Here is a 24,695-nt window from a genome sequence, read left to right on the forward strand (position 1 = left end):
GCTCCGGTTCCCCCTCTCAGCGGGTCGACGAGCCCGCGGACCGAGGAGGAACCATGTTCCAGGATTCACGCCGACGCGAGATGTTGATCGCGCTCGGCCTGGCCGCCGGCCCCGTGGTCGCGCTCGGCTTCACCCGCTTCGCGTACGCCCTGCTGCTGCCCGCCATGCGCGGCGACCTGCACTGGACGTACGCCCAGGCCGGCGGCCTGAACACCGCGAACGCCGCCGGCTACGTGATCGGCGCCGGGACCGCGGTGTTCTGGGCCCGCCGGCTCGGGGACCGGGCCGCGTTCGCGGGCGCCCTCGCCGTCAGCGCGCTCGCCCTGCTGCTCACCGCCACCACCGCGGCCTATCCGGTGCTGAGCCTGCTGCGGTTCGTCGGCGGGCTGAGCACGGCGGTCTCCTTCGTGCTCGGCTCGGCGCTCGCCGCCCGGGTCGCCGGCGGTGGTGGGCAGCGCCGGGCCGCGCTGCTGGTCGCCCTGTACATGGCTGGGGTGGGCATCGGCGTGGTGCTCTCCGGACTCCTGGTGCCGACGGCGATCGCGGTGGCCGGGGACGCCGGCTGGCGCGGGGGATGGCTCCTGCTCGGCCTGGTCGCGGTGCTCGCGGTCGGGCCGGCCCTGCTCGCCGTCCGGCGGGTACCGCCGGTGTCGGGGACGACCAGCACCCGGCTGGCCCGGACCGACCTGGCCCGGCTCGCCCCGACCTTCGCCTGGTACGTCCTGTTCGGCGCGGGCTACGTCAGCTACATGACCTTCGTCATCGCGCTGCTCCGCGACCAGGGACTCGGCACCCCGGGCGTCGCCACCTTCTTCGTGGTGCTCGGCATCGCCTCGGCACTGGCCACGCTCACCGTGTGGGGACGGGTGATCGGGCGGCTGCCCGCCGGTCGGGCGCCCGCGCTGGTCTCGGTGCTGGTGCTGGTCGGCGTGCTGCCGGTGCTGCTGCTGCCGGCGGGGCTACCCGCGGCGCTGGTGTCGGCAGTGGTCTTCGGCAGCTCGTTCATGGCCGGCCCGACGGCGGCCACCGTGCTCGCCCGCCGGGCCCTCCCGGCCGGCAGCTGGACCGCCGGCATCGCCCTGCTCACCGTGGCCTTCTCAGTCGGTCAGGCGGTCGGCCCGCTGATCTCGGGCGCGCTGTCGGACTCCGGTGGCGTCGCGGTGGGGCTCTGGCTCTCCGTCGCCCTCCTCGCCGTCGCCGGGCTGGTCGCCCTGCGCCAGCGGGACACCGCGCCGGCCGAGGCTCCGGGACCCGTCCCCGCCCGGCGCTGACCGGACCCCGTCCCGCCACGGTCCGGGGCCGGTCGTGCCGCGACCCCGGCGGTCGGTCCCGGAGCGGGCGGACGGGACGATCAGCGACCGGGGTTGATGCCGGTGGTGCGGAAGCGGGAGCGGTAGGCGCCAGGAGTGACGCCGAGTTCGCGGAGGAAGGCGCGGCGCATCGTCTCCGGGGAGCCGAAGCCGACCCGGCGGGCCACCACGTCGAGGGTTTGATCGCCCCGCTCGAGCAGGTCCTGGGCCGCCTCCAACCGGATCCGGTCCAGATACACCGCCGGCGTGATGCCCAACTCGGTACGGAACAACCGACCCAGGTGCCGCGCGCTCACTCCGGCCAGCGCCGCCAGGCCGGCCAGGTCGTACGGCCGGGCCGGGTCGGCGGCCACCGTGTCCAGCACCCGGCGCAACAGGTCGTTACGGGTACTCGCCGTGTTGGTCCGAACGCTGAACTGGGACTGCCCGCCCGGGCGCTGCATGAAGACCACGAGATGCCGGGCCACCGCCCGGGCCGTCTCCGGGCCGAGGTCCGCCTCGACCAGCGCCAGGGTCAGGTCGATGCCGGCGGTGATCCCGGCCGAGGTGATGATCCGGCCGTCCACGATGAAGATCGGGTCCGGGTCGACGGTGAGCGCGGGGAACTCCGCGGCGAGCTGGTCGGCCAGGTCCCAGTGCGTGGTCACCCGGCGCCCGTCGAGCAGGCCCGCGGCGGCCAGGGGAAACGCCCCGGCGCAGACGGACGCGGTCCGGGCGGACCCGGCGGCGAGCCGGCGGATCTGGTCCAGCAGCGCCCGGTCCCCCGCAGCGGCCTGCCAGTCCGGCGCGCCGGGCACCACCAGAGTGCCCACCGGACCGGTCACCTCTGGCAACGCCAGGTCCACCCCGAGCCGGACGCCGGCACTGGTCACCACGTCTCCGCCGCCGAGGGAGGCGAGCAGCGGTCGGTACGACCCGCCGTGCTCGTTGGCCACGGTGAGCACCTCCAACGGCCCCGTGACGTCGAGGAGCCGCACGCCGTCGTAGACGACGAACAGCACGGTGTCACTGCGCCCCCGGGTCCGCACGGGTCGAGCCTAGCCAGGCGGGCGGGCGGGGCGGAGCCGTTCCTTTGTGCCTCCGGCGGAGGGGTGGCACGGCCAGCCGAAGCGCCAAAGCCCCGTTCCGCGTTACGCCGACACGCCCAGGAATGTGATAGATCACGCTCGATTCCTTTTCGCACCGTTGCCATATCGTTGCAGCTCAGGCCGAACGTCCGATGTCGCCGGTCGTGGCCTGATGTGCGATCATGTGCCGTCGCCTATCCCGCACTCGGAGGATTCCCCATGCCCCAGCGTCGGCACGTGGCGCGCGCGGCTCTCACCGCAGCCGCCGCCACGGCCTGCCTCGCTCTCGGTAGTCCCGCCCTGGCCACCGACCCGAACGGCGCGAACGGCACCGTCAAGATCGACGGGCCCGCGTACCAGGAGGACAACCGGAACGAGCCCCACGTCTCCTGCGAGTTCCAGGTCGAGTTCTTCAACTTCGACAAGGACGAGCACGCCACCCTCATCTTCGAGGCCTGGCCGCCGTCCGCCCCGGACTTCCACGAGGTCAGGCGGGTGGAGAACGTCCTGGTGAGCAACGACAAGGCCAGCGGTGGCTCGTACCGCAACGACCCGGATGAGGTCTTCACCTTCTCGGCCGCCGACCTGAACCTCACGAAGGCGATGGCCCACCCGAAGCAGGGCTACCACATCAAGCTCACCATCGACCGGCAGAACCACCCGGCGTGGACCGAGAAGCACAAGGTCTTCTGGCTGCAGCCGTGCGCCTCGTCCGAGTCGCCGGCGCCGAGCCCGTCCACGCCGGGCGGCTCGGAGAGCCCGACCCCGGGTGGCCCGGGGAACCCCGGCAACCCGTCGGGCACCCCCTCGCCGGGCACCTCGACGGGCGGCGGGGGCGGCGGGGGCGGCGGGGGCGGCGGCAGCCTGCCGATCACCGGCGTGGCCGCGACCAGCACCGCGCTCACCGGCCTCGCCCTGATCGGTGGCGGTGTCGCCCTGATGGTGCTGCGTCGCCGTCGCAAGATCCGCTTCACCAGCTGATTTTCGGCCGGGAACCGGCCGTCGGACCATGGTCCGACGGCCGGTTCCGCGTCTCGGCGGCACGGACCCGCCGCGCCTTCCGATACGATCTTGCAAGTGGACGCTCTCGACCCGACCCGCACCGCCGTCGTCCTGATCGACCTCCAGCGTCGCATCGTGGACCTGCCCACCGCCCCGCACAGCGGACCCGAGGTGGTCGACCGCTGTCTGGCGCTCGCCGACGCGGCCCGCGCCGCGGGCGCCACCGTGGTGGTCGTCCGTGTCGACCGGCCGGGCCCCGAGCCGCAGCCCGCCGGCAGCGAACTGCTGCCCGAGGTCGCCCCGCGCGACGGCGACCTGGCGATCGTCAAGCACACCTGGGGCGCCTTCCACGAGACCGGCCTGGACGCCGCGCTGCGCGAGCGCGGGGTGGACACCCTGGTGATCGGCGGGCTGGCCACCAACTTCGGCGTCGAGCAGACCGCCCGGATCGGCGACGAGATCGGCTACCGGGTGGTGCTGCCGCACGACGCGATGTCCGGCCTGGACGGATACGCCCACGAGTTCGCCGTCGACTACGTGTTCCGCCGGCTCGGCACGGTCTGCACGACGGACGAGGTGATCGAGGCCCTGCGCGGGTGAACCGGGCGGGGCGTTGATCCGTACCGATCGGCAAGCCGGTCGACGCCGCCCGGACGTGGATCACATCATCGGTACATGTAAATATGCCATCCGCGTACCCCCAGGTCGCAGCCGGTTCCGCGCGACGCGGCCGGCGCCAACCGGCGGGCCGGGCGTCCTGGCATACGAGCGTACGGTTGCCCGCGCGCTCGGCGGCGCGGGACAGTACGCGACACCAGCGGTGCCATCGACGCCGCCGCTCCCCGGACAACCCTGAGGAGATCGCGATGGCTCTCAGACTCGCCGACGGCACCTCCTGGTCGGACACGCTCGCCCGCGCGGTGGCCGCCGCGCCGGAGGCCTTCGGCACGGCCCCCGACGGGGCGGCCACCCTGCACAACCTGATCCAGGGCGAGTGGCAGGCGGTCGGCACGCCGACCCCGGTCCGCACCCCCGTCGACAACACCGTGCTGGTGCACCTGGCCCGCCTCGACGCCGACGCGGCGCGCGGCGCCGTGGCGCACGCCGCCACCAGCCACCGGGACTGGGCGCAGACTCCGCTCGCCGAGCGCAAGGCCCGCGTCGGCGCCGCGCTCGACGCGCTCACCGCCCACCGCGACCTGCTCGCCATGCTGCTGGTCTGGGAGATCGGCAAGCCGTGGCGGCTGGCCTGCGCCGACGTCGACCGGGCCCTCGACGGCGTGCGCTGGTACGTGCAGGAGATCGACCGGATGCTCGCCGACGGTCGCGAGGCGCTGCCCGGCCCGGTCAGCAACATCGCCTCCTGGAACTACCCGATGAGCGTGCTGGTCCACGCCGAGCTGGTCCAGCTGCTCGCCGGCAACGCGGTCATCGCCAAGACCCCGTCCCAGGGCGGCGCCGTCTGCCTCACCGTCGCGCACGCGCTGATGCGCCGCGCCGGGCTGCCCGCCACCCTGCTCTCCGGCAGCGGTGAGGAGCTTTCCGAGGTGCTGGTCCGCGCCCCGGAGATCGGTGCGGTGGCGTTCGTCGGCGGCCGCTCCAACGGCGGCAAGGTGGCCGCCGCGCTGCTCGACTCCGACAAGCGGCACTTCATCGAGCAGGAGGGCCTCAACGCCTGGGGCATCTGGAACTTCTCCCAGTGGGACCTGCTCGCCGCGCACCTGAAGAAGGGCTTCGAGTACGGCAAGCAGCGCTGCACCGCGTACCCGCGGTTCGTGGTCCAGCGGGACCTGGTCGACGAGTTCCTCGACATGTACCTGCCGGTGGTGCGCTCGGTCCGGTTCGGACACCCGTTGGCCGTCGACGCCGACTGGTCCGCCGGCGACCCGCTGCCCGAGCTGGACTTCGGCCCGCTGATCAGCGCGGCCAAGGCCGAGGAGCTGCGCCGCAAGGTCGACGAGGCGGTCCGCGGCGGCGCGGTGCCGCTGCACCGGGGCAAGCTCGACGGCGCGCCGTTCCTCGACGGCCAGGACACCTCCGCGTACGTGGCGCCGGCGGTGCTGCTCGCCCCGCCCGGCCGGTCCCGGCTCATGCACGCCGAGCCGTTCGGCCCGGTCGACACCATCGTCGTGGTGGACACCACCGACGAGCTGCTGGCCCAGATGAACGCCTCCAACGGCGCCCTGGTCGCCTCGCTGGCCTGCGACGACGAGGAGCTGGCCGGCAAGCTCGCGGTCGACCTCCAGGCGTTCAAGGTGGGCATCAACAAGCCCCGCTCCCGGGGCGACCGGGAGGAGCCGTTCGGCGGCCGGGGCGCCTCCTGGAAGGGCGCGTTCGTCGGCGGCGACCTGCTCGTGCAGGCGGTCACCGTGGGCGGCGACGGCCGGCTCTACGGCAACTTCCCGGACTACAGCAGCTACCCGGCGACCTGACCGGGGCCGGCCGGAGCAGGCAAACGGACAGGGCCCCCGCACCGGGGGCCCTGTCGTGTCACCGTCCCCCGCACCGGAGGTCGGCCCAGGTGGCGCCGGGTCCGCCCCGGCGCCGGTGCGCTCGCCCGCCAGCCGCCGACGGGCCGCGCCGTTGCGGCCCGGTACGCGTCGCGGCGGGCGAGCGTCGGATCAGTGCGCCCGATGCGGCCGGGCGGCCGCGCCGGCCGGCCGGGACGGGCCGACCGGGTGGACGGCCAGCGGCACCGTCACGCTCAGCACGCTGCCGTCCCGCTCCACCGACGTCGGCCGTTCCAGCCGGCGTACGGTCCGCAGCATCGGGGTGTTCTCGGCCTGCACGTGCAGCTCCACGGAGGCGTAGCCGACCCGCTCGGCGTGCGCGAGGAGCCGCCGCAGCAGCGCCGAACCGAGACCGCGCCGCTGCCAGTCGTCCCGGACCAGCAGCGCCGCCTCCGCCACGTCCCCCTCGCCGAGCAGGTTGGCCATCGCCACGACCGGCGCCGCCTCCCCGCCGTGGCCGGCCGTGGCGACCAGGGTGAGCCCCCGCGTCGGCTCCAGCAGCCGGCCCAGCCGGGCCGGCGACGGCAGGGCCGCCCCGCTGAGGTACCGCCGCTGGCGGCTGCGGGCCGAGCACGCCTCGTGCAGCTCCACCACGCCGGGCAGGTCGTCCACGGTCGCCGACCGGACCCGCACCTCGGACGCGTCGGGCAGCACCAGGGTCACCCGGTCGGTGTCCCGGCGGGCGACGGCCGCGGCCAGCTCGACCAGGGCCTGGGCCCGGGCGTACTCGGCCGGGGTGAAGGTCGGCTCCCGCCGGCGCAGCTCGTAGGAGCCGCCGGACGGGTCGGCCAGCAGCATCGTCGTGGCGCCCACCCCGCCGAACGCACCGGCCGGCACCGGCCGCCAGGTCACCGCGTCGGCGCCGAGCAGGGTGCGCAGCGCCTCCCCGGTCACGTCCGGGTCCCGGACCAGCCGGGTGGCCAGGCCCAACACCCGGGTGGGCTGGTCGGCCAACCCGCGCGCCTCGCTGCGCGCGACCCAGCACTCCCGGCCCCGGCCCCGCTCGACGGCCGCCCGCAGGTCGGCCTCGGTGAGCTGGTCGGGTGCGTCGACGAGGAAGTCGTCGACGGCCCCCACCTCGGTGGTGTGCACCTGGACGGTGAGGATGTTGACCCCGCGCAACGCGAGGCTTGCGGTGAGGACCGACAGGTAACCCGGCCGGTCGTCCACGGTGGCTCGGATCCGCCACAGCGCCATGGTTGGCTCCCTTCCTCACCCCCGACCCTGCCGGCCGGCTGTTGCGGGGCCGTTGCCCACGGGTGAAACGGCGGGACCGGTCAGGTGATGGTGGTCACGGGAGGGGCGCCGACCAGGTCCAGCCGGTCGCCGAGGATCACCGCACTGGCGCGGACCAGCTGGGCCAGCCGGTCCACCTCGGTGGAGTGGAACGCGGCAGCGGCGAGGGGCTCGGTGTGGTCCCGCGCCACCACCAGCACCAGCCCGGCGCGGCCGAACGGGGCGACCGCGTAGTGGTGCCCCTCGGGGCTGGTCATCGCCCGAGCCCGCAGCGGCGTCACCTCCGGCAGCCGGGGTGGGACCGGGGCCCGCCAGCTCGCGTGCCCGACGGTCGCCCCACCCGTGCCGCCGGACGCCCAGTCCAGGGGTACGGCCGCGGCCACCGCCCAGTCGGCGGCGAGCAGCCCGGGCACCGCGTCGACCAGGGTGGCCACCCCGTCGGTCGGGTTCGCCGCGACCTGGGCGAGCAGTTCCGCGTCCTGGCCGGTGGTGGTCGGCGCGCCGATCGCCCGCCACACCCCGTCCACCCGTACGCCGGGGATCGCGGCCAGGCCGGCGAGCAGTCGTTCCACCCGGGCGGCGCCCGGCCACACCACGGTGAAGTCGTCCACCGCCCGGCCGCCGAGCCGTTCCAGCACGACCACCTGGACGATGTCGGCGCCGGAGACGCCGAGTGTGCGGGCCACCTGGCCGAGCGTGCCGGGTCGGTCCGGCAGGGTCACCCGAACTCTCAGCAGCATGTCTGGTCCCTCCGCTCGGCGGGCCGGCCGTGGCGGCCGGCAGGCTGGGCCCCAGCCTGCCGGTTGACCATTTCGCCCCTGTTGCAGTGCCATGTCCGCCTGGATAATCCGACCTTGACAAGAAAGCTGAGCTGCCATCAACTAGCCGGATGACCGATCCGGCCGTCGACGCATCTCGGAACCCGACCGGTTCGGCCCCGCGCGGGCTCGACCTCGACCGGCTCGGCGGGTATCTGGCCGCGCACCGGCCCGAGCTCGCCGCCGGGCCGCTGTCCGCGCGGCTGATCGCCGGGGGCAAGTCCAACCTGACGTACCTGCTGCGCAGCGGCGACCGCGAGGTGGTGCTGCGCCGGCCCCCGCTCGGGCACGTGCTGGCCACCGCGCACGACATGGCCCGCGAGCACCGGGTGATCTCCGCGCTCGCCCCGACCGACGTGCCGGTCCCCGAGGCGCTGCTGCTCTGCTCCGACTCCGACGTGATCGGCGCGCCGTTCTACCTGATGCAGAAGGTGGACGGCGAGGTCTACCGGAGCCGCGCGCAGACCGACCCCCTCACCGCCGGCCAGCGGCGCGAGCTGGCCACGGCGATGATGGACACCCTCGCCGCGCTGCACATGGTCGAGCCGGCCGCGGTCGGGCTGGCCGACTTCGGCCGCCCCGACGGCTACCTGGCCCGGCAGGTACGCCGCTGGGCCGGCCAGCTCGACCGCTCCCGCAGCCGCCCCCTGCCGGGCATCGACGAGCTGCGCGACGCGCTCGCCGGCAGCGTGCCGGAGGGCGCCAACGCCGGGCGGATCGTGCACGGCGACTACCGGCTGGACAACCTGCTCGCCTCGGTCGACCCGGTGGCCGTCCGGGCCGTGCTGGACTGGGAGATGGCCACCCTCGGCGATCCGCTGGCCGACCTGGGCCTGCTGCTCACCTACTGGAGTGTGCTCGGCGACAGCGAGCTGGCCGAGGGCAACCCGGTGGCCGACGGCGTCGGCCCCAGGGCCGGCTTCCCGAGCGGGGCCGAGCTGATCGACCGGTACGCCGGCCGCAGCGACGTCGACGTCGGGCCGCTGCACTGGCACGTGGCGCTCGGCTGCTTCAAGCTCGCGGTGATCTGCGAGGGCATCCACTACCGGCACACCCTCGGCCAGACGCTCGGCCCCGGCTTCGACCGGATCGGCGCGATGGTCGTCCCGCTGGTCGAGCACGGCCTCCGCGCGGTCCGGGAGAAGTGACGGCGAGCGGTCGGCCGGGCCGGGGGTCAGGCGGAGGCGCGGTGGATCAGTTTCGTGTCCAGGACGACGTGGGGGGTGGGAACCTCGTCGCCGCGGATGCGGGAGACCAGCAGGCGGGCCATCTGCCGGCCCATCTCCTCGACCGGCTGGAAGACCGTGGTCAGCGGCGGCTCGGCCTGCCGGGCGATGGGGGCGTCGTCGAAGCCGACCACCGCCACGTCCTCGGGCACCCGGCGGCCGGCCTCCCGTAGGGCGCGGAGGGCGCCGAAGGCCATCAGGTCGGAGGCGACGAAGACCGCGTCGAGGTCGGGGCAGATTTCCAGCAGCCGGCGCATGCAGGCGCTGCCGCTGCCCTCGCTGAAGTCCCCGTACGCGATCAGGTCCGGGTTGACGCTGCCGCCCGCGGCCCGGACGGCCTCCTGGTAGCCGGACAACCGGGCCAGGCCGGCACCCATGTCCTGGGGGCCGGCGATGGTGGCTACCCGGCGCCGGCCGCGGGCGAAGAGGTGCTCCACCGCCTGCCGGGCGCCCCCGACGTTGTCCACGTCGACGAACCAGGCCGGCCGGGCGTTCGGGTGCAGCATCCGGGCCGGACGGCCGCCGAGCACGGTGGGCAGCCCGCGCTCCTCCAGCAGGGTGGGCAGCGGGTCGGCGTCGTGCAGCGAGAGCAGCAGGACGCCGTCCACGTGCTGGTTTGTCAGGTGGTGCTCGACCCGTTCCCGCTCGATCGGAGACTGCGCCATGGCCAGCCAGAGCTGCATCGGGGTCTCCAGCAGCGCGGAGCTGACCCCCCGGACGATGCCGGCGAAGAACGGCTCGGTGAAGACCCGCTCCCCCGACTCGGAGACCACCAGCGCCACCGAGTCGGTCCGCTGGGTGACCAGCGCCCGGGCGGCCCGGTTGGGCACGTATCCCAGCTCGGCGATCGCCGCCTGGACGGCGGCCCGGGCCTCCGGGCTGACCTGCGGCGAGCCGTTGACCACGCGGGAGACCGTGCCGCGCCCCACGCCGGCGCGGGCGGCGACCGCGTCGAGGGTCGGGCGCCCGAGCGACCGGGTGCGCTGCGTTGTCATCTGTGCTCCTCCGACGTCGGGCGGGCCCGGCACCTGTTGAGGCGTCGACGCCGGGCCGCCCGTTACTGGCGGGCCCAGCCTATTGTGCGGCGGACAGGCCGTTGCGTCGGACCACCTCGGCGTACCACCGGGCGCTGGACTTCGGGATCCGCGCCTGGCTGTCGTAGTCGACGTAGACCATCCCGAAGCGCTTCGTGTAGCCCCACGCCCACTCGAAGTTGTCCATCAGCGACCAGGCGAAGTAGCCCTTGAGCGGCACCCCGGCGCTGATCGCCGCGTGCGCGGCCCGCAGGTGGGCGTCGAAGTACGCCAGCCGGTCCGGGTCGTCGACCCGGCCGTCGACCACCGCGTCGACGAACGCGGAGCCGTTCTCGGTGACGTAGAGCGGCAGGTCGGTGTAGTCGCGGTGGACCCGCTCCAGGGTTTCCACCAGGCCCGGGGCGTCGATCTCCCAGTCCATGTCGGTCACCGGCACTCCCCGGGTGACGAACCGGACGTCCGCGCTGCCCGGCCAGCACGACGGCGCCCGCCAGTACGCCTCCGGCGTGGGGCCTTCGGCCGCCGCCACCACGTACCGGCTGTAGTAGTTGACGCCGACCAGGTCCAGCGGGGTCGAGATGACCGCCAGGTCGCCGTCCCGGACGTGCCCGAAGTCGGTGACCTCGCGCAGGTCCGCCTGCAGGTCCGCCGGGTAGGCCCCGCGCAGCACCGGATCGAGGAAGAACCGGTTGGCCAGGCCGTCGATGCGGCGGGCCGCGTCGGCGTCCGCGGGCGAGTCGCTGGCCGGGGTGACCGGGTAGAGGTTGACCGTGATGCCGAGCTGCGCCTCCGGCCGGGACGCCCGCAGCGCCTGGACGGCCAGCCCGTGCCCGAGCATCAGGTGGTGCCCGGCCCGGACGGCGGCCGCCCCGTCCGAGCGACCCGGCGCGTGCACGCCGGAGCCGTAGCCGAGGAAGGCCGAGCACCACGGCTCGTTCAGGGTGGTGAAGTACCGCACCCGGTCGCCGAGGGCGTCCGCGACGAGCTCGGCGTAGTCGGCGAACCGGGCGGGGGTGTCCCGGGCCGGCCAGCCGCCGGCGTCCTCCAGCGGCTGGGGCAGGTCCCAGTGGTAGAGGGTCAGCCAGGGTTCGATGCCGTGGGCCAGCAGTTCGTCGACCAGCCGCCGGTAGAAGTCCATCCCCTCCTGGTTGGCCGGCCCGGCACCGCCGGGCTGGACCCGGGGCCAGGAGACCGAGAAACGGTAGGACCTCAGCCCCAGCTCGGCCATCAGCCGCACGTCGGCGGGCATCCGGTGGTAGTGGTCGCAGGCCACGTCGCCGGTGTGCCCGCCCACCGTCCGGCCCTCGGCGTGGCTGAAGGTGTCCCAGATCGACGGGGTGCGGCCGCCCTCGGTCGCCGCGCCCTCGATCTGGTACGCGGCGGTGGCCGCGCCCCAGAGGAAGCCGGGCGGGAAGGTGAGTGCCGGACCCTGGTCGAGGACGCCGACGGCGGGCGGGCTGGCTGGGTTGCTCACGACTTGACGGCGCCTTCCATGATTCCGCCGATGATCTGGCGGCCGAAGATGATGAACACGACCAACAGTGGCAGCGTCGCCAGCGCGGTGCCGGCGAACAGAGCCACGTAGTCCGTCTGGTACGGCCCGGACGAGAGGATCTTCAGGGAGTACTGCACCGTCGGCGTGTCCGGGGTGAGCACGATGAACGGCCAGAGGAACTCGTTCCAGGTCTGCATGAAGGTCAGGAGGCCGAGCACCGCCGCCGCCGGCCGCAGCGCGGGCAGCACGACGTTCCAGTAGATCCGCCAGGTGGAGCAGCCGTCAAGCCGGGCCGCCTCGATCAGCTCATCGCTGATCGCGGACATCGCGTACTGGCGCATCATGAACACCCCGAAGCCCTGCACCAGGAACGGCACGACGACCGCCTGCAGGGTGCCCGTCCAGCCGAGCTCCACCATCATCAGGTAGAGCGGGATGACACCGAGCTGGGTCGGCACCATCATGGTCAGGATGATGATCAGCAGCAGCGCGTTGCTGCCCCGGAACCTGAGCTTGGCGAAGGCGAAGCCGGCCAGGCTGGAGAAGAAGATCACCGAGATGGTGACGACAGTCGACACGACGGCCGAGTTGACCAGACCGTAGACGAACGCGGCGTCCTCGTTGGCGAGCATCCGGTCGATGTTGGTGAACAGCTGATCGCCGGGGGTCGGCGGCATCTCGTAGACCGCGCCGTTGTCCCGGGAGGCGATGATGAACGACCAGATGATCGGGAAGATCGACAGTACGCTGCCGAGGATCAGCGCGAGGTAGGTCAGCGGACTGGCCCGCCAGAGCTGGGCGCCGGGCAGCCGACCGCGGCGGCGGGGCGTCGGCGGAGGCGGGGCGACCGCGCGGGGAAGGGTCTGGGCGGTGGTCACTTCTTGTCCCCCTTCACCGATCGGCGCACGAGCGCGAAGTTGATCAGCGCGAAGATGATGATCATCATGAAGAGCAACCAGGACATCGCGGAGCCGTACCCGTACTCGGCATTGCCGGTGAAGGTCTTCTCGTAGATGTACATGGCCAGCGTCTGGAACTGGTGGTCCCCGCCACCGCGGATCAGCCCGTACCCGTACATCAGCGGCTCGGTGAAGATCTGGAAGCCACCGATGGTGGAGATGATGATCGTGAACAGGATCGTCGGCCGGATCTGCGGCACGGTGATCGCCCAGAACTGCCGCCAGACCGAGGCGCCGTCCAGCGACGCCGACTCGTACAGGTCCTTCGGGATGGCCTGCATGGCACCGAGGTAGATCAGCGCGTTGTAGCCGGTCCACCGCCAGTCGACCATGAAGGCGACGGCGAACCAGGAGGCGTAGCGGTTGTCCCGCCAGGCGATGGGGTCGAAACCCACGCTGCCGAGCAACCAGTTGATGAGGCCGTACCGGTCCGCGAAGATCAGCGCGAAGATGATCCCGACCGCGGCCACCGAGGTGATGTTGGGAATGACAACACCCATCCGCAGCAGCGTGCGGGCCCGCATCCGCCGGTTCAGCAGGTTGGCGAGGATCAGCGCCACGATGAGCTGCGGCACCGTGCTGAGCAGGAAGATGCCGACGGTGTTGTAGGCCGCGTTCCAGAACTGGGCGTCCGCCATGAGCACGCGGTAGTTCTCCAGCCCCGCGAACTCCTTGGTCCCGCTCAGCAGCTCATAGTCGAAGAGCGAGACGTAGACCGTGTAGAGGACCGGGAAGAGGCCGAAGATCCCGAAGAGGACGAAGAACGGGGTCACGTAGAGGTACGGGGAGTACTTGAGGTCCCAGCGGACGAGGCGGTACGACGGGCGTCGGCGCACCGGGGTGGACGGAGGCGGCGAGGCGGCGCGCGACGACACCGCGCCGACAGGAGAACTCATTGCAGGTCCTTCCGGAGGTGAGAGGCGGCGACGACCTCGCCGCGGTGCCCGCACCCGGGCCGGGTGTGGGACGCCGCCGAGCCCACGGGCGGCGATCCCCCGTGGGCTCGGCAGGTCACCGGCGACTCAGCTGGTCGCCTTCTTGGCCTCGTCCACCGCCTTCTTCCACGCGGCGTCCGAACTGAGCCGGCCGCGCTCGGCCGCCTGCATCTGCGGCTCGAAGATGGTCTCCCACACCTGCTGGTGCTTGGCGCCGAGGAAGACCGGCTTCATGTTCTTGACGCTCTCACCGAAGATCTGGCCGGTGGGCGCGCCGCTGAAGTAGGCGCTGGTCTTGTCCTTGAACGCCGGGTCCTCGAGACCTGCGATGTCGGACGGCATGGCGCCCGCCTCCTTGAACGCCGCCAGGTGCCCCTCCTTGCTCGTCAGATACTTGGCCAGCAGGTACGCCTCCTTCGGGTGCTTGGTCTGGGCCGGGATGGCGAGGTAGGAACCACCCCAGTTGCCGCCACCGCCCGGGATCTTGGCGATGTCCCACTTGCCGGCGTTCGCCGGGCCCGAGCGCTGGGCGATGACGCCCTCGGTCATCCAGGCCGGACAGGGGAGAGTGGCGAACGCGGAGTTCTTGAAAGCCGCATCCCAGTCGGCGCTCCACCGCTGCGCCTTGGCGGTCAACCCCTCAGCGGCCATCTGCAGGCCCAGATCCCAGGTCTGCTTGACCACCGGGTTGGTGTCGCCGATGAACTTGTTGTCCTTGTCGAAGAAGAAGGTCTCCGAGTTCTGCATGATGTACGGCTGCATCAGGCTGGTCGCGCTGTCCAGCCAGGCCGCCTTGACCTTGCCGCTGGCCTTGAACTCCCGGCCCAGCGCGATGTAGTCCTGCCAGGTGCTGATCCGCTTCCCGACCTCGTCCCGGTCGGTGGGCAGGCCGGCCTGCTCGAACAGGTCCTTGCGGTAGCACATGGCCAGGCCACCGACGTCGGTGCCGAGGCCGATCAGCTTCTTGCCGTCCGGCGTCAGGGCGTTGTTCCACTTCCATTCGGGGAAGTTGGCCTTCAGCTCACCGGCGCCCAGGTCGAGCAGGTTGGTGAACTTGTCGTGGTTCTGGACGTACCCGAGCAGGACGCCCTCCTCCAGACCGACCACGTCGCCGGCACCGTTGCCGGCGGCGAGCCACTGCACCAGCTTCGGCTGGAAGTCGCGCAGTTCGCCCATCTTCTGGTGCTCGACCTTGATGTTCGGGTTGGCCGCCTCGAAGTCCTTGATGGCCTGGTCGTAGCCGAAGTTCTGGAAGGTCTGCAGGACCAGCTTGACCTGGCCGCCCTCGCCGGTGGACCCTCCGTCGTCCTTCTTGCTGCACGCCGCGCTGCCGAGAGCCATGCCCGCGGCGAGGACGGCGACCGCGACAGCGCGGAGCCGGCGCCTGATGACGCTCATCCCTGACCCCTCTCAGGTGGTAACTGGTGTGGTGGTTGCTGACCCGCGCCGGCCGTCGGCCGGACAGGTCCGGTGGTGAGGTTCTGGTTCTGGAGCGCCCCTCGACGAGCGATGCGGTGTGCGGACTGCCGCCGCCGGGAGCGCTCCCATGAGCGTCGCCGACCGGCATCAGAGGTGTCAATAGACCGATGGGAGCGTTCCCAGATCGTTACCGCGTCGCCCCGGCGGGGTCGTCCTCGGACGCGGTCAGCAGAAGCGGCGCAGCAGGGTGGTGGCGCGCGCGGCGTCGAAGGCGCCCGGGTCGAAGCCGGTCCCGGCCCACTCCCGCATCACCCGGCGGTCGGGATGCTCCGGGTCGGCGAGAGCGGCGAGCAGGACGGCATAGCCGGACGGACCCCCGGCGCCCTCGGGCGGGCAGGCCCGCTCCCCCTGCGGGCAGCACGGGTATCGCTCGTCCGGGTCGGCGGCGCAGACATCCTCCACCACCAGGTCGTGCTCCCACCAGTCGCCGAAGTCGTAGAGGTAGCGGAACCGGCTGCCCTTGCCCACCACGGCGTCCAGCCGGACGTCCAGCTCGTCGCGGACGGGGAGCTCACCGTCCGGGTCGGGCTCGCCGTACTGCAGCCCGTCGATCTCGAACGAGTGCAGGCGGCAGTCGCGCCAGCCCATCGCGTGCTGCACCACCCGGTGCAGCCGGTCCAGGGTGTAGCCGCCGGGGACCAGCACCCGCCGCCAGACCGGCGGGCGGACCCCGACCAGGGACACCGTGAGCTGGAAGATCTGACGCGGCATTCGGTCCCATCCCCTCTCGGCATAGGCTGCCAGCATGATCTGCCGAGCGTGCCGGGAGCGGCGGCACGACGACTGTCCAGGCCCGAAGTGGTGCGACTGCCAGCACCGTACCCCTGAACCCACCCCGCCGGTCACCGGTCCGGCCGGCGAATGACCACCGGGACGCCGATCTCGCGGGTCTGGCCGACGCCCGCGACCGGTCCGCTGACCGATCCGGAGCTGGCCGCGCTCTACGGCCGCGCCACCCGGCCCCACCTGCGGGTCAACTTCGTGGCCAGCGTCGACGGCGCGGTCACCCTGGAGGGCTACTCCGCCGGGCTCTCCGGGGAGCCGGACAAGCGGGTCTTCGGCCTGCTCCGGATGCTCTGCGACGCACTGGTGGTGGCCGCCGGGACGCTGCGCCACGAGGGCTACCGGGCGGTCCGGCTGAGCGAGGGCCGCCGGGCCTGGCGCCGGGAGCACGGCCTGGCCGAGTACCCGACCCTGGTGGTGGTCTCCGGCTCGCTGGAGCTGGACCCGGCCCAGGCGTGCTTCGCCGACGCCCCGGTCCGGCCCCTGGTGCTCACCAGCGCCGCGGCCACGCCGCCGCCGGGGCTCACCGAGGTGGCCGAACTGGTCCGCTGCGGCGACGAACAGGTCGACCTCGCCGCCGGCCTCGCCGAACTGCGCCGCCGCGGGCTCGGTCAACTGCTCTGCGAGGGCGGCCCCCGGCTGTTCGGCGCGCTGACCACCGCCGACCTGGTGGACGAGCTCTGCCTGACCGTCGCGCCGCTGCTCGCCGGGGCCGGCCCGGACCGGATCACCACCGGGGACGCCAGCCCGCCGCGCCACCTGCCGCTGCGCCACGTCCTCGCCGCCGAGGACGGGGTGCTGATGCTGCGCTACGCCCGCGACCCGGGTGCGTCCATCCCCGCCGGCTCCGCCCCCGCCGCCTGACCGGGCTGCGGCGCCGGATCCGGCGGCAGCGAGTCCGGCAGCCCGAAGGCCGCGAGGTGCTCCGCGCCCACGAACGAGGTGATCTCGGCGACCCGGTGACCCCGCAGCGTCAGCACGTCGATCGACCACGGCAGGTACGGGCCGGTCCCGGCCCGGCGCAGGTAGGCGGCGACCGCGAGCTGACCGTTCGCGCCGGCCGGCAGGTGCCGCCAACTGCCGCAGGGGCCGAGGGGTGCGGCACGGGCGAAGTCCATGACCGCGTCGATGCCCCGGTACCAGTGCGGCATCGGCGGCATCGACCAGGTGACGTCCTCGGTGAGCAGGGCGACCAGCGCGTCGGCGTCGCCCTCCTCCAGGGCGGTGGCGTACCGGACGACGGTCTCCCGTAGCCGGGCGTCGTCGAGCGCGCGCAGGGTGCGCTGCTGCGTGACGGCGGGCAGCCGCTCGGCGAGCACCCGCCGCGCCCGTGCCAGGGCCGAGTTCACCGAGGTGGTCGAGGTGCGCATCATCGCCGCGATCTCGGCGGCCGGGTAGCCGAGGACGTCGAAGAGCAGCAGCGCGGCCCGCTGGTTGCCCGGCAGGTGCTGCAGCGCGGCCACGAAGGCCAGCTCGACCGCCTCGCGCTGCTCGTACCGGGCGTCCGGGGCGACCGGTGCGGTGCCGAGGCCGGCGTCCGGGTAGGGGCCGAGCCAGCCGACGCTCTCGTCCGCCCGGTTGTCCGGGACGGCGCGGTCACTCGCCGGGCCGAGGTCGACCGGCAGGGCCCGTCGGCCGCGGCTGGCGACCGCGTCCAGGCAGACCCGGGTGGCCACGGTGTAGAGCCAGGAGCGCAGGGAACCGCGTCCGGCGAAGCGCGGCAGTCCGCGCCAGGCCCGCAGCAGGGCGTCCTGGAGGGCGTCGTCCGCGTCGTGCACCGAGCCGAGCATCCGGTAGCAGTGGGCGTGCAGTTCCCGGCGCAGCGGGGCGACGAGCGTGGTGAAGTCGGCCTGGTCGACCGGGCCCGGCCCGGCCTGCTCCCCGGATCGGGCGGCGCTCGCGGACGTGGCGGTCACAAGCGACGATTCTGCCGCATCCGCCCGGTCTGGAAGGTGAACGGCTCACCTGCCACGAACCCGGAGGATCCGATGAGCAGCAGTTCCACCGCGCCCGTCACGGCCGGCACCCTGGAGGTCCCTGACGGGCGGCTCCACTACGAGGTACGCGGGCAGGGCCCGCTGGTGGCGCTGGTCGCCGCCCCGATGGACGCCGACGCCTTCGCCCCGCTGGCCGACCTGCTGGCCGCCGCGCACACCGTGCTGACCACCGACCCGCGCGGCATCCACCGCAGCGTGCTGCACGACCCGCACCAGGACTCGACACCCGAGCTGCGCGCCGACGACGTGTCCCGGCTCCTGGCCCACCTGGACGCCGGCCCCGCCGCGGTGCTGGGGTCCAGCGGCGGCGCGGTGACCGTGCTCGCCCTCGCCCGGGCCCACCCCGAGCAGGTGCACACGGTCGTCGCGCACGAGCCGCCGCTGCTCGGGCTGCTGCCGGAGCGGCGGGAGCTGTTGGCCCGCGAGGACGACATGATCGCCACCTACCTGGGCGGGGACCGGCTCGGCGCCGGGCGCAGGTTCCTCGCGAACGCGAACATCCAACTGCCGGAGGAGGTGGTCCTCGGCATGTTCGGCGGCGAGCCGGAGCCGCGGGCGGCCGCCGACGAGCACTTCCAGTACGTGCACATGGTCCGCGGGACCACCCGGTTCCGGCCCGACGTCGCCGCGCTGCGCGACGGCCCGACCCGGGTCGTCGTCGGGCTCGGCGAGACGTCGACCGGCCAGATCTGCGACCGCACCTCGCGGGCGCTCGCCGCGGCGTTGGGCACGGCCCCGGCGATGTTCCCCGGCGGGCACCTCGGCTTCGTGGAGGATCCGACCGCCTTCGCCACCCGGCTCGGCGAGGTGTTGGCCGACCACTGAGTGGCCCCGTACGCGACGGCGGGCGCGGGCATGCCGTGCGGCATGCCCGCGCCCGCGGTCGGAAGGCGCTGCCCGCCGGCGCCGGCGGCGGAGGAATCCGCCGGCGCCGGATCAGGCGATCAGTTGACCGAGACGGCCGACCAGGCGGCGGCCACCGTGTTGTACTCGACGCTGCCGGTGCCGTACAGGTCGGCGGCGGCCGACAGGGTGGCGGTGCGAGCGCCCGAGTATCCGGTCCGCGAGGTCATGTAGGTGGTGAGCGCGCGGTACCAGATGGCGCCGGCCTTGGCGTTGCCGATGCCGGTCACGGTGCTGCTGTTGCAGGTCGGGCTGTTGCCGTACGACGACGAGCCGCTGCCGACGGCGAGCAGGTAGAAGAAGTGGTTCGCCACGCCGGAGGAGTAGTGGACGTCCAGGCTCTTCACCTGGTTGCTGTAGCAGTCGGCCGAGGCACCGTCCTTGGACGGCTTGTCCATGTAGCGCAGCGGGGCACCGCTGGTGCGAAGCTTCTCGCCGATCAGGTAGTCGCCCGGGTCCTTGGCGTTGTTCGCGTAGAACTCGACCAGGGTGCCGAAGATGTCACTGGTGGCCTCGTTGAGGCCGCCGGACTCGCCGCTGTAGCGCAGGCCGGCGGTGTTGCTGGTGACGCCGTGGCTCATCTCGTGCCCGGCCACGTCCAGCGAGGTCAGCGGGTACCAGCCGGAGCCGCCGTCACCGTAGGTCATGCAGAAGCAGGCGTCCTGCCAGAACGCGTTGGCGTAGTTGGTGCTGTAGTGCACCCGGCTGTACGCGCCGACACCGTCGTTGCGGATGCCGTTGCGGCCGAACGTGTTCTTGTAGAAGTCCCAGGTCTCCTGCGCGCCGTACGCGGCGTCGGCCGCGGCGGTCTGCCGGTTGGCCAGGGTGCCGTCGCCGAAGACGTTCGAGGCGCTGGTGACCAGGGTGCCGGTGCCGCTGGTGCCGCCGTTCAGGTCGTACGTCTTGTGGCCGCCCCGGGTGGCGTCGGTGAGCTGGTAGGTGCCGCCGGAGAGGGTGCTGCCCACGGTCACCGTGCCGGAGTGGAAGGTGTTGCCGGTGCCGTCGCGCTGCACGCCCTCCCACGAGTCGCGGACCCTGCCGCTGGTGGCGTCGACCAGCACGTGCAGCTCGCTCGGGGTGCCGTCGGCGTACGCGCCGCCCACCACGACCTCGTAGGCGAGTGGGGTGCCGGCGGCGTCGGCGTCGTAGACGAGCTGGCTGCCGTCGACCCGGCGGGTGGTGGCGGTGGAGGCGGCGAGGGCGGCGCGGCCGGCGGCCGCGGCGCTGACCCGGGCCTTGGCGCCCCGGGTGGGGGCGACCGCGAGGCTCTGGCTGGCGCCCCGCCAGGTGTTGCCCTTGCCCAGGTGGACCACGGTGTCGCCGCCGAGGACCGGCAGGCCGTCCTGGTAGCGGTTGAGCCGGACGTGCTCGGTGCCGTCGGCGTCGGACTGCACGTTCTTGAGCGTGAAGCTCTGGCCGTCGGCGACGAGGGCGCTGCCCGAGTGGGCCTTGAGCTGGGCCACCGCGCGGGTGAACGCGTCCGAGGAGACGGGGGCGGCGGAGGCCGTGGCGGGCAGGCTGCCGGCGGCGGCCAGCAGCGCGGCCGTGGCCAGCCCGCCGAGGAGAGTGGTGCGACGCATGAAGCTCCTACCTTCGCTAGGACTGCCGGTCGGGGGGGTACCGACCGACGGGTGATCCGCCGGGGGTGGGGCACGACGGATCGGCCGCGCCCGGGCGGGTGGCACGGGCATGGCGGCACCCGAGGCATCGATGGAGGAAAGATCCTCGATGTGCTGTTGCACATTCTTGCGTCACGCGACCCTTGTCTGTCACGGCCTGCGGCCAAGATTTTTTCCACGGTTCTTCACATCCCATTCACCCCGCAGCCCGCAGCCACCGACTCGGCGGCACCGGTGCCGCGCCGGCGGTCCGGGTCGTAACCTGGGGAAATGCGTGCACCGCAGCCGGCCGAGGCGGCTCCGGACGGGCCGGGCCGGCCATTGCTGGCCGGTGGCCTGCTGGTCGCCTCCGGCCTGATCGACGTGCTGAGCGCGTCCGCCACCCTCGCGGCGACGCCGTTCCTGGTGCTGACCCCGGGCGGCGTCTACCCGGTCGACATCACCGGCTGGGCCCGGCTGCACCTGGCGATCGGCGTCGCGGTGGCGCTCACCGGCCTGCTGGCCGTCACCGGCAGGCGTGGCACGGCCGGGCTCGCCGTCGGGTGTGCGGCGCTGGCGATCGTCGTGGACATCCTCCTGCTGCCGTACGCGCCGTTCCGGGCCCTCCTGGTGGCCGCGGTCAACGGGGCGGCCATCCGGCTGCTGATCCGCCACCGCCGGGCCGTCCGCCCGGGCCGGTGAGGCAGCCCGCTCCGCCTCAGCGCGGTTCGCAGATCCGGCCGGTGAAGGCCGGGTCGGCCTCCCGTTCGGCCGCCCAGACCGGGTTGAGCACCAGGGCGAGCGGCGGGGCCTGCCAGGCGGCGCCGAGCCGCTGCAGGAGGGCGTACTCCCGCCGTGGCTGGTCGACGTGACCACCGGCGAGGAAGTCGACCACCCGCTCCTCGGCCGCCCGGCGGCCGATCAGCCCGCCGTGGAACGCCGGCAACTGGAACACCGGGATCCGGCTGTACTCCCCCGGCGGCGCCTCGGCGGCGCTGACCGTCGGCAGGAAGGCGATCATGCGGACGCCGGCCACCGGGCAGAGCGTGCGGTTGCGGTAGAAGGGCGCGTTCACCAGCACCGAGCGCACGAACGGCTCGTCGGGGCGGCTCCGGTCGGCGCGGCCGAGGCCGACCAGCCAGAACAGCCCCCGCAACTCCCAACCGGTGGCCACTCCCCAGCCGCTGTACCCGGGCGGCGGATAGTAGGCGCGCCCGGGCTGGATGAGCGGGCTGAACAGCAGCACCGCCTCCACCGGGGACGGCTTCGGCCCCTTCTCCAGGTAGGTCCGCGCCACCATGGCGCCCTCACTGGAACCGATCAGGGCCACCGGCCGGCCGGTCCGCCGGTGCAGGGCCTCGACCTGGGCGCGGAGCAGGACCGAGCTGGAGTCCAGCGAGCGATGGGTGGCCGTGTGCCGGTACGGCAGCGGCCGACCCTGTCGGTCGAGGCCCTGGTACGAGAAGCGCTCCACCCGCGGGTCCGCCGGCTGTCGCCCGCTCCAGTGCGAGTCGTGCCCGGCGATGACGATCACCGCGTGCGGCACCCGGTCCGGTAGCCGCTCGGTGACCACCAGGGGCATCCACTCCTGCGGCGGACCCGTGACGAGATTGAGGATCGGCTGCGCGGCGACCGCGGCGGCCATGGTGAGGATGATCGCCACCGGTGCCACCGGAACCCGGGCCAACCGGATCCGGGCGGGCAGCACGGCCGCCGTGACGGTCTGCCGCCAGAGCAGGCCGTTGGCCACGCCGGCCAGCGCCGCGACGAGCACCCCCCACCACCCGGAGGTGCTGGAGATCACCGCCCCGGCGATGGTGAGCACCGCGAAGTTGAGCACCGACCAGCCGAGCAGCTCGATCGTGGGCAGGCCACGCCACCAGGTCCGGGCCACTCCGGCGCGCTGCAGGAACGGGGCGAGCACCAGCATCGGGATCAGCGAGGCGAACAGGTAGAGGGAGAGCGCGACCGCCGAGAAGGCGACCGAGAGCGCGGCCCACGGCGAAATGACCACCAGGGCGAGGGCGGCCACCTCCAGGTTCCGCCGGAGCAGCCAGGCGAACGACGGGCGCGGCACCTGTCCGGGCCAGGCCAGCGCGGTGAGCCCCGCGGAGAGCAGCCCGCGGAAGACGGCGAGGGCCACCAGCCCGAACAGGAAGTGCCACCAGGAGTTGTGGTAGATCAGCAGCCAGCGCAGGTCGTGGTACGAGTCGTAGGGCCAGACCGCGGTGACCTGGGGAGCGAGACCGCGGGCGCCGTGGAAGCCGATGCCCACCAGCACCGCCTCCTGCACCACCGCCGGCACGACAGCGAGGGCCAGGAGCATCGCCGTCCGGCTACGGATCGCTTCCACCGCCGCTCCTCGCCCTTCCGTCCGCGGACCCCTTGAGGATCTCGCGGACCGGGCCGGCGGGAGCGGGAATCCCACAGCCCGGCCGTACGGACGGTCAACGGACGGCGGCGCTGCGCGAACACGACCGACGCGGGAGGTGGCGTCCGCCGCGTCGCGTGGCAACCTGTCGCATCCCTCAGGCAGGATGCACCACGTGCGCCGCGAAAGGGACGACCAGCCGACCGGAGACCGCCGATGACCGACGACCTGCTCGACGGCCCCGGCCACGGGGTCGGCCGGGTGCTGGGCACCGCCGACGCCACCCCGCTCACCTTCTGGACCGCCGTCGCCCCCGGCAGCTACCTCCAGCTCGACGACGTGGTGGTCACCCGCCGCGAGCTGCCCGACCGGGAGCCGGTGACCATCGCCGGCGTGGTCACCCAGGTGCGCGCGCGGCACGAGGGGGCGCAGTTCGACTCCGACGTCTTCGCCATCGCCGACGGCACCCTGCCGGCCCAGGTGCAGGAGGCCGCCGAGGTCACCACCACCCGGGTCGACCCCGAGTTCTACGTGCCGCCCACCCCCGGCGCGGTGGTGCACCGGGCCGAGGGTGACGCCCGCGCCCGGGCGCTGCACTTCGACCGGATGGAGCGGCGCGTCCCGATGGGCATGGGCCGCGACGGCGTCCCGGTCTACCTCAACGCCGATTTCCTCGACGGCACCCGGGGCGCGCACGTCTCCATCTCCGGCATCTCCGGCGTGGCCACCAAGACCAGCTTCGCCACCTTCCTGCTCTACTCGGTCTTCCGGTCCGGGGTGCTCGGCGGCGACGCGGTGAACGCCAAGGCGCTGATCTTCAACGTCAAGGGCGAGGACCTGCTCTTCCTCGACCATCCCAACGCCCGGCTCGACGACGACACCCGGGCCGGCTACGCCAAGCTCGGCCTCGACGCGGGCGCCTTCCCGGACGTACGGGTGTATGCGCCGCCCCGGGTCGGCGACTCCTCCGGCACGCCGGACGTGAGCAGCCGGCTCACCGGGGTGGACAGCTTCTACTGGACGCTGAGCGAGTTCTGCGCCGACCGGCTGCTGCCCTACGTCTTCGCCGACGCCGACGACGAGCGGCAGCAGTACACGATGGTGGTCCACTCGGTCGCCGCCCACCTGGCCCGCTACGCCCAGCCCGCGGACGGCGGGGTGAGCATCGACGGGGTCCGGCTCGGCTCCTACGCCGACCTGGTCGACCACATCGTCGAGCAGCTCAACGACGACGAGACCCGGGGCGACTGGGCGGGCAGCGCGGTCGGCCTGGGCACGGTCAACGCGTTCGCCCGCCGGCTGATCGGCAGCAAGAAGGACCTGGGCCGGCTGATCCGGGGCGACCTGGCCACCCGCCGCCCGCACTCGATCAACACCGCCGAGAGCGCCCAGGTCACCGTCGTCGACCTGCACAACCTGCCGGACCGGGCGCAGCGCTTCGTGGTCGGCGTGACGCTCAAGAGCGAGTTCGAGCGCAAGGAGAAGGCCGGCACCGCCAAGCCGCTGCTCTTCGTCGTCCTCGACGAGCTCAACAAGTACGCCCCGCGCGAGGGCTCCTCCCCGATCAAGGAGGTGCTGCTGGACATCGCCGAGCGGGGCCGCTCCCTCGGGGTGATCCTGGTCGGCGCGCAGCAGACCGCCAGCGAGGTGGAGCGGCGGATCGTCACCAACTCGGCGATCCGGGTGGTCGGCCGGCTCGACCCGGCCGAGGCGTCCCGCCCGGAATACGGCTTCCTCCCGCCCGCCCAGCGGCAGCGGGCGCTGCTGGCCAAGCCGGGCACCATGTTCGTCAACCAGCCCGACATCCCGGTCCCGCTCTGCCTGGAGTTCCCCTTCCCGGCCTGGGCCACCCGGGTCTCCGAGGCCGGCCGGGCGCCGTCGGAGACGCTGCGCTCGATCACCCAGGCGGCCGACCCGTTCGCCGTGGTGGGCACCGGCGCTTCCGACGACGACATCCCGTTCTGAGGGCGGT

At 73.3% G+C, this 24,695-nt stretch carries 21 protein-coding genes; 9 read left to right on the top strand and 12 right to left on the bottom strand.

Going from position 1 to position 24,695, the window contains the following annotated elements:
* Positions 1 to 53: 53 nt before the first annotated feature.
* Complete coding sequence (locus Q2K19_RS02255; protein WP_302767173.1) at positions 54 to 1,271, top strand: YbfB/YjiJ family MFS transporter; 1,218 nt, start codon at positions 54 to 56, stop codon at positions 1,269 to 1,271.
* A gap of 80 nt (positions 1,272 to 1,351) precedes the next feature.
* Here Q2K19_RS02255 and Q2K19_RS02260 read toward each other — a convergent pair whose 3' ends face one another.
* A complete protein-coding gene (locus Q2K19_RS02260) occupies positions 1,352 to 2,338 on the bottom strand; it encodes a GlxA family transcriptional regulator (protein WP_302767175.1) in 987 nt (328 codons plus the stop codon).
* Between the two features lie 258 nt (positions 2,339 to 2,596).
* On the opposite strand from Q2K19_RS02260, the gene Q2K19_RS02265 reads away from it, so the two are divergent.
* From Q2K19_RS02265 to Q2K19_RS02275, 3 genes are all read left to right on the top strand, one after another.
* Positions 2,597 to 3,358, top strand: coding sequence for an LPXTG cell wall anchor domain-containing protein (locus Q2K19_RS02265; RefSeq protein ID WP_302767177.1), 762 nt, complete (start codon positions 2,597 to 2,599; stop codon positions 3,356 to 3,358).
* Between the two features lie 96 nt (positions 3,359 to 3,454).
* Positions 3,455 to 3,979, top strand: a complete 525-nt coding sequence (locus Q2K19_RS02270) for an isochorismatase family protein (protein WP_302767178.1) — start codon at positions 3,455 to 3,457, stop codon at positions 3,977 to 3,979.
* Between the two features lie 266 nt (positions 3,980 to 4,245).
* Positions 4,246 to 5,811 carry an aldehyde dehydrogenase family protein gene (locus Q2K19_RS02275; RefSeq protein WP_302767180.1) on the top strand — a complete coding sequence of 522 codons (1,566 nt, stop codon included), beginning with the start codon at positions 4,246 to 4,248 and terminating at the stop codon, positions 5,809 to 5,811.
* 189 nt (positions 5,812 to 6,000) lie between these two features.
* Here the strand turns inward: Q2K19_RS02275 and Q2K19_RS02280 are convergent, their stop codons facing one another.
* Both Q2K19_RS02280 and Q2K19_RS02285 read right to left on the bottom strand, forming a co-directional pair.
* On the bottom strand, positions 6,001 to 7,086 hold the full coding sequence (locus Q2K19_RS02280; protein ID WP_302767182.1) for a GNAT family N-acetyltransferase: 1,086 nt from the start codon (positions 7,084 to 7,086) through the stop codon (positions 6,001 to 6,003).
* Positions 7,087 to 7,166: 80 nt separating this feature from the next.
* Positions 7,167 to 7,865, bottom strand: coding sequence for an ACT domain-containing protein (locus tag Q2K19_RS02285; protein WP_302767184.1), 699 nt, complete (start codon positions 7,863 to 7,865; stop codon positions 7,167 to 7,169).
* A gap of 149 nt (positions 7,866 to 8,014) precedes the next feature.
* On the opposite strand from Q2K19_RS02285, the gene Q2K19_RS02290 reads away from it, so the two are divergent.
* The gene (locus Q2K19_RS02290) at positions 8,015 to 9,091 is read left to right on the top strand and encodes a phosphotransferase family protein (RefSeq protein WP_302767185.1); all 1,077 of its coding nucleotides are present in this window, start codon (positions 8,015 to 8,017) and stop codon (positions 9,089 to 9,091) included.
* A 26-nt stretch (positions 9,092 to 9,117) separates the two neighbouring features.
* On the opposite strand, the gene Q2K19_RS02295 is transcribed toward Q2K19_RS02290, so the two are convergent.
* The 6 genes from Q2K19_RS02295 to Q2K19_RS02320 all read right to left on the bottom strand — a co-directional run bounded on the left by Q2K19_RS02295 (position 9,118) and on the right by Q2K19_RS02320 (position 15,782).
* Positions 9,118 to 10,164, bottom strand: coding sequence for a LacI family DNA-binding transcriptional regulator (locus Q2K19_RS02295; protein WP_302767187.1), 1,047 nt, complete (start codon positions 10,162 to 10,164; stop codon positions 9,118 to 9,120).
* 79 nt (positions 10,165 to 10,243) lie between these two features.
* Positions 10,244 to 11,677 carry a GH1 family beta-glucosidase gene (locus Q2K19_RS02300; protein WP_302767189.1) on the bottom strand — a complete coding sequence of 478 codons (1,434 nt, stop codon included), beginning with the start codon at positions 11,675 to 11,677 and terminating at the stop codon, positions 10,244 to 10,246.
* A complete protein-coding gene (locus tag Q2K19_RS02305) occupies positions 11,674 to 12,507 on the bottom strand; it encodes a carbohydrate ABC transporter permease (RefSeq protein ID WP_302772209.1) in 834 nt (277 codons plus the stop codon). Before Q2K19_RS02305 ends, Q2K19_RS02300 begins: the two co-directional genes overlap by 4 nt.
* 65 nt (positions 12,508 to 12,572) lie before the next feature.
* The gene (locus tag Q2K19_RS02310; RefSeq protein ID WP_302767191.1) at positions 12,573 to 13,553 is read right to left on the bottom strand and encodes a carbohydrate ABC transporter permease; all 981 of its coding nucleotides are present in this window, start codon (positions 13,551 to 13,553) and stop codon (positions 12,573 to 12,575) included.
* A gap of 126 nt (positions 13,554 to 13,679) precedes the next feature.
* The gene (locus tag Q2K19_RS02315; RefSeq protein WP_302767192.1) at positions 13,680 to 14,990 is read right to left on the bottom strand and encodes an extracellular solute-binding protein; all 1,311 of its coding nucleotides are present in this window, start codon (positions 14,988 to 14,990) and stop codon (positions 13,680 to 13,682) included.
* A 246-nt stretch (positions 14,991 to 15,236) separates the two neighbouring features.
* Complete coding sequence (locus Q2K19_RS02320) at positions 15,237 to 15,782, bottom strand: plasmid pRiA4b ORF-3 family protein (protein ID WP_302767194.1); 546 nt, start codon at positions 15,780 to 15,782, stop codon at positions 15,237 to 15,239.
* A 150-nt stretch (positions 15,783 to 15,932) separates the two neighbouring features.
* Between Q2K19_RS02320 and Q2K19_RS02325 the strand changes: the two genes are divergently transcribed.
* The gene (locus Q2K19_RS02325) at positions 15,933 to 16,718 is read left to right on the top strand and encodes a pyrimidine reductase family protein (protein WP_302767196.1); all 786 of its coding nucleotides are present in this window, start codon (positions 15,933 to 15,935) and stop codon (positions 16,716 to 16,718) included.
* On the opposite strand, the gene Q2K19_RS02330 is transcribed toward Q2K19_RS02325, so the two are convergent.
* A complete protein-coding gene (locus Q2K19_RS02330; protein WP_302767198.1) occupies positions 16,664 to 17,770 on the bottom strand; it encodes a sigma-70 family RNA polymerase sigma factor in 1,107 nt (368 codons plus the stop codon). The two genes, Q2K19_RS02325 and Q2K19_RS02330, sit on opposite strands and share 55 nt — an antisense overlap.
* 72 nt (positions 17,771 to 17,842) lie before the next feature.
* On the opposite strand from Q2K19_RS02330, the gene Q2K19_RS02335 reads away from it, so the two are divergent.
* On the top strand, positions 17,843 to 18,676 hold the full coding sequence (locus Q2K19_RS02335) for an alpha/beta fold hydrolase (RefSeq protein WP_302767199.1): 834 nt from the start codon (positions 17,843 to 17,845) through the stop codon (positions 18,674 to 18,676).
* A gap of 119 nt (positions 18,677 to 18,795) precedes the next feature.
* Here the strand turns inward: Q2K19_RS02335 and Q2K19_RS02340 are convergent, their stop codons facing one another.
* On the bottom strand, positions 18,796 to 20,334 hold the full coding sequence (locus tag Q2K19_RS02340; protein WP_302767201.1) for a M4 family metallopeptidase: 1,539 nt from the start codon (positions 20,332 to 20,334) through the stop codon (positions 18,796 to 18,798).
* 309 nt (positions 20,335 to 20,643) lie between these two features.
* Here Q2K19_RS02340 and Q2K19_RS02345 point away from each other — a divergent pair, with 309 nt between their 5' ends.
* A complete protein-coding gene (locus tag Q2K19_RS02345; protein ID WP_302767204.1) occupies positions 20,644 to 21,054 on the top strand; it encodes a DUF7144 family membrane protein in 411 nt (136 codons plus the stop codon).
* A 16-nt stretch (positions 21,055 to 21,070) separates the two neighbouring features.
* Here the strand turns inward: Q2K19_RS02345 and Q2K19_RS02350 are convergent, their stop codons facing one another.
* The gene (locus Q2K19_RS02350) at positions 21,071 to 22,678 is read right to left on the bottom strand and encodes a hypothetical protein (protein ID WP_368046139.1); all 1,608 of its coding nucleotides are present in this window, start codon (positions 22,676 to 22,678) and stop codon (positions 21,071 to 21,073) included.
* 261 nt (positions 22,679 to 22,939) lie between these two features.
* Here Q2K19_RS02350 and Q2K19_RS02355 point away from each other — a divergent pair, with 261 nt between their 5' ends.
* Entirely contained in the window at positions 22,940 to 24,688 is a 1,749-nt protein-coding gene (locus Q2K19_RS02355; protein WP_302767208.1) for an ATP-binding protein, read from the top strand.
* Positions 24,689 to 24,695: the final 7 nt, after the last annotated feature.

The organism is Micromonospora sp. NBRC 110009, assembly GCF_030518795.1.
Classification (GTDB): Bacteria; Actinomycetota; Actinomycetes; order Mycobacteriales; family Micromonosporaceae; genus Micromonospora.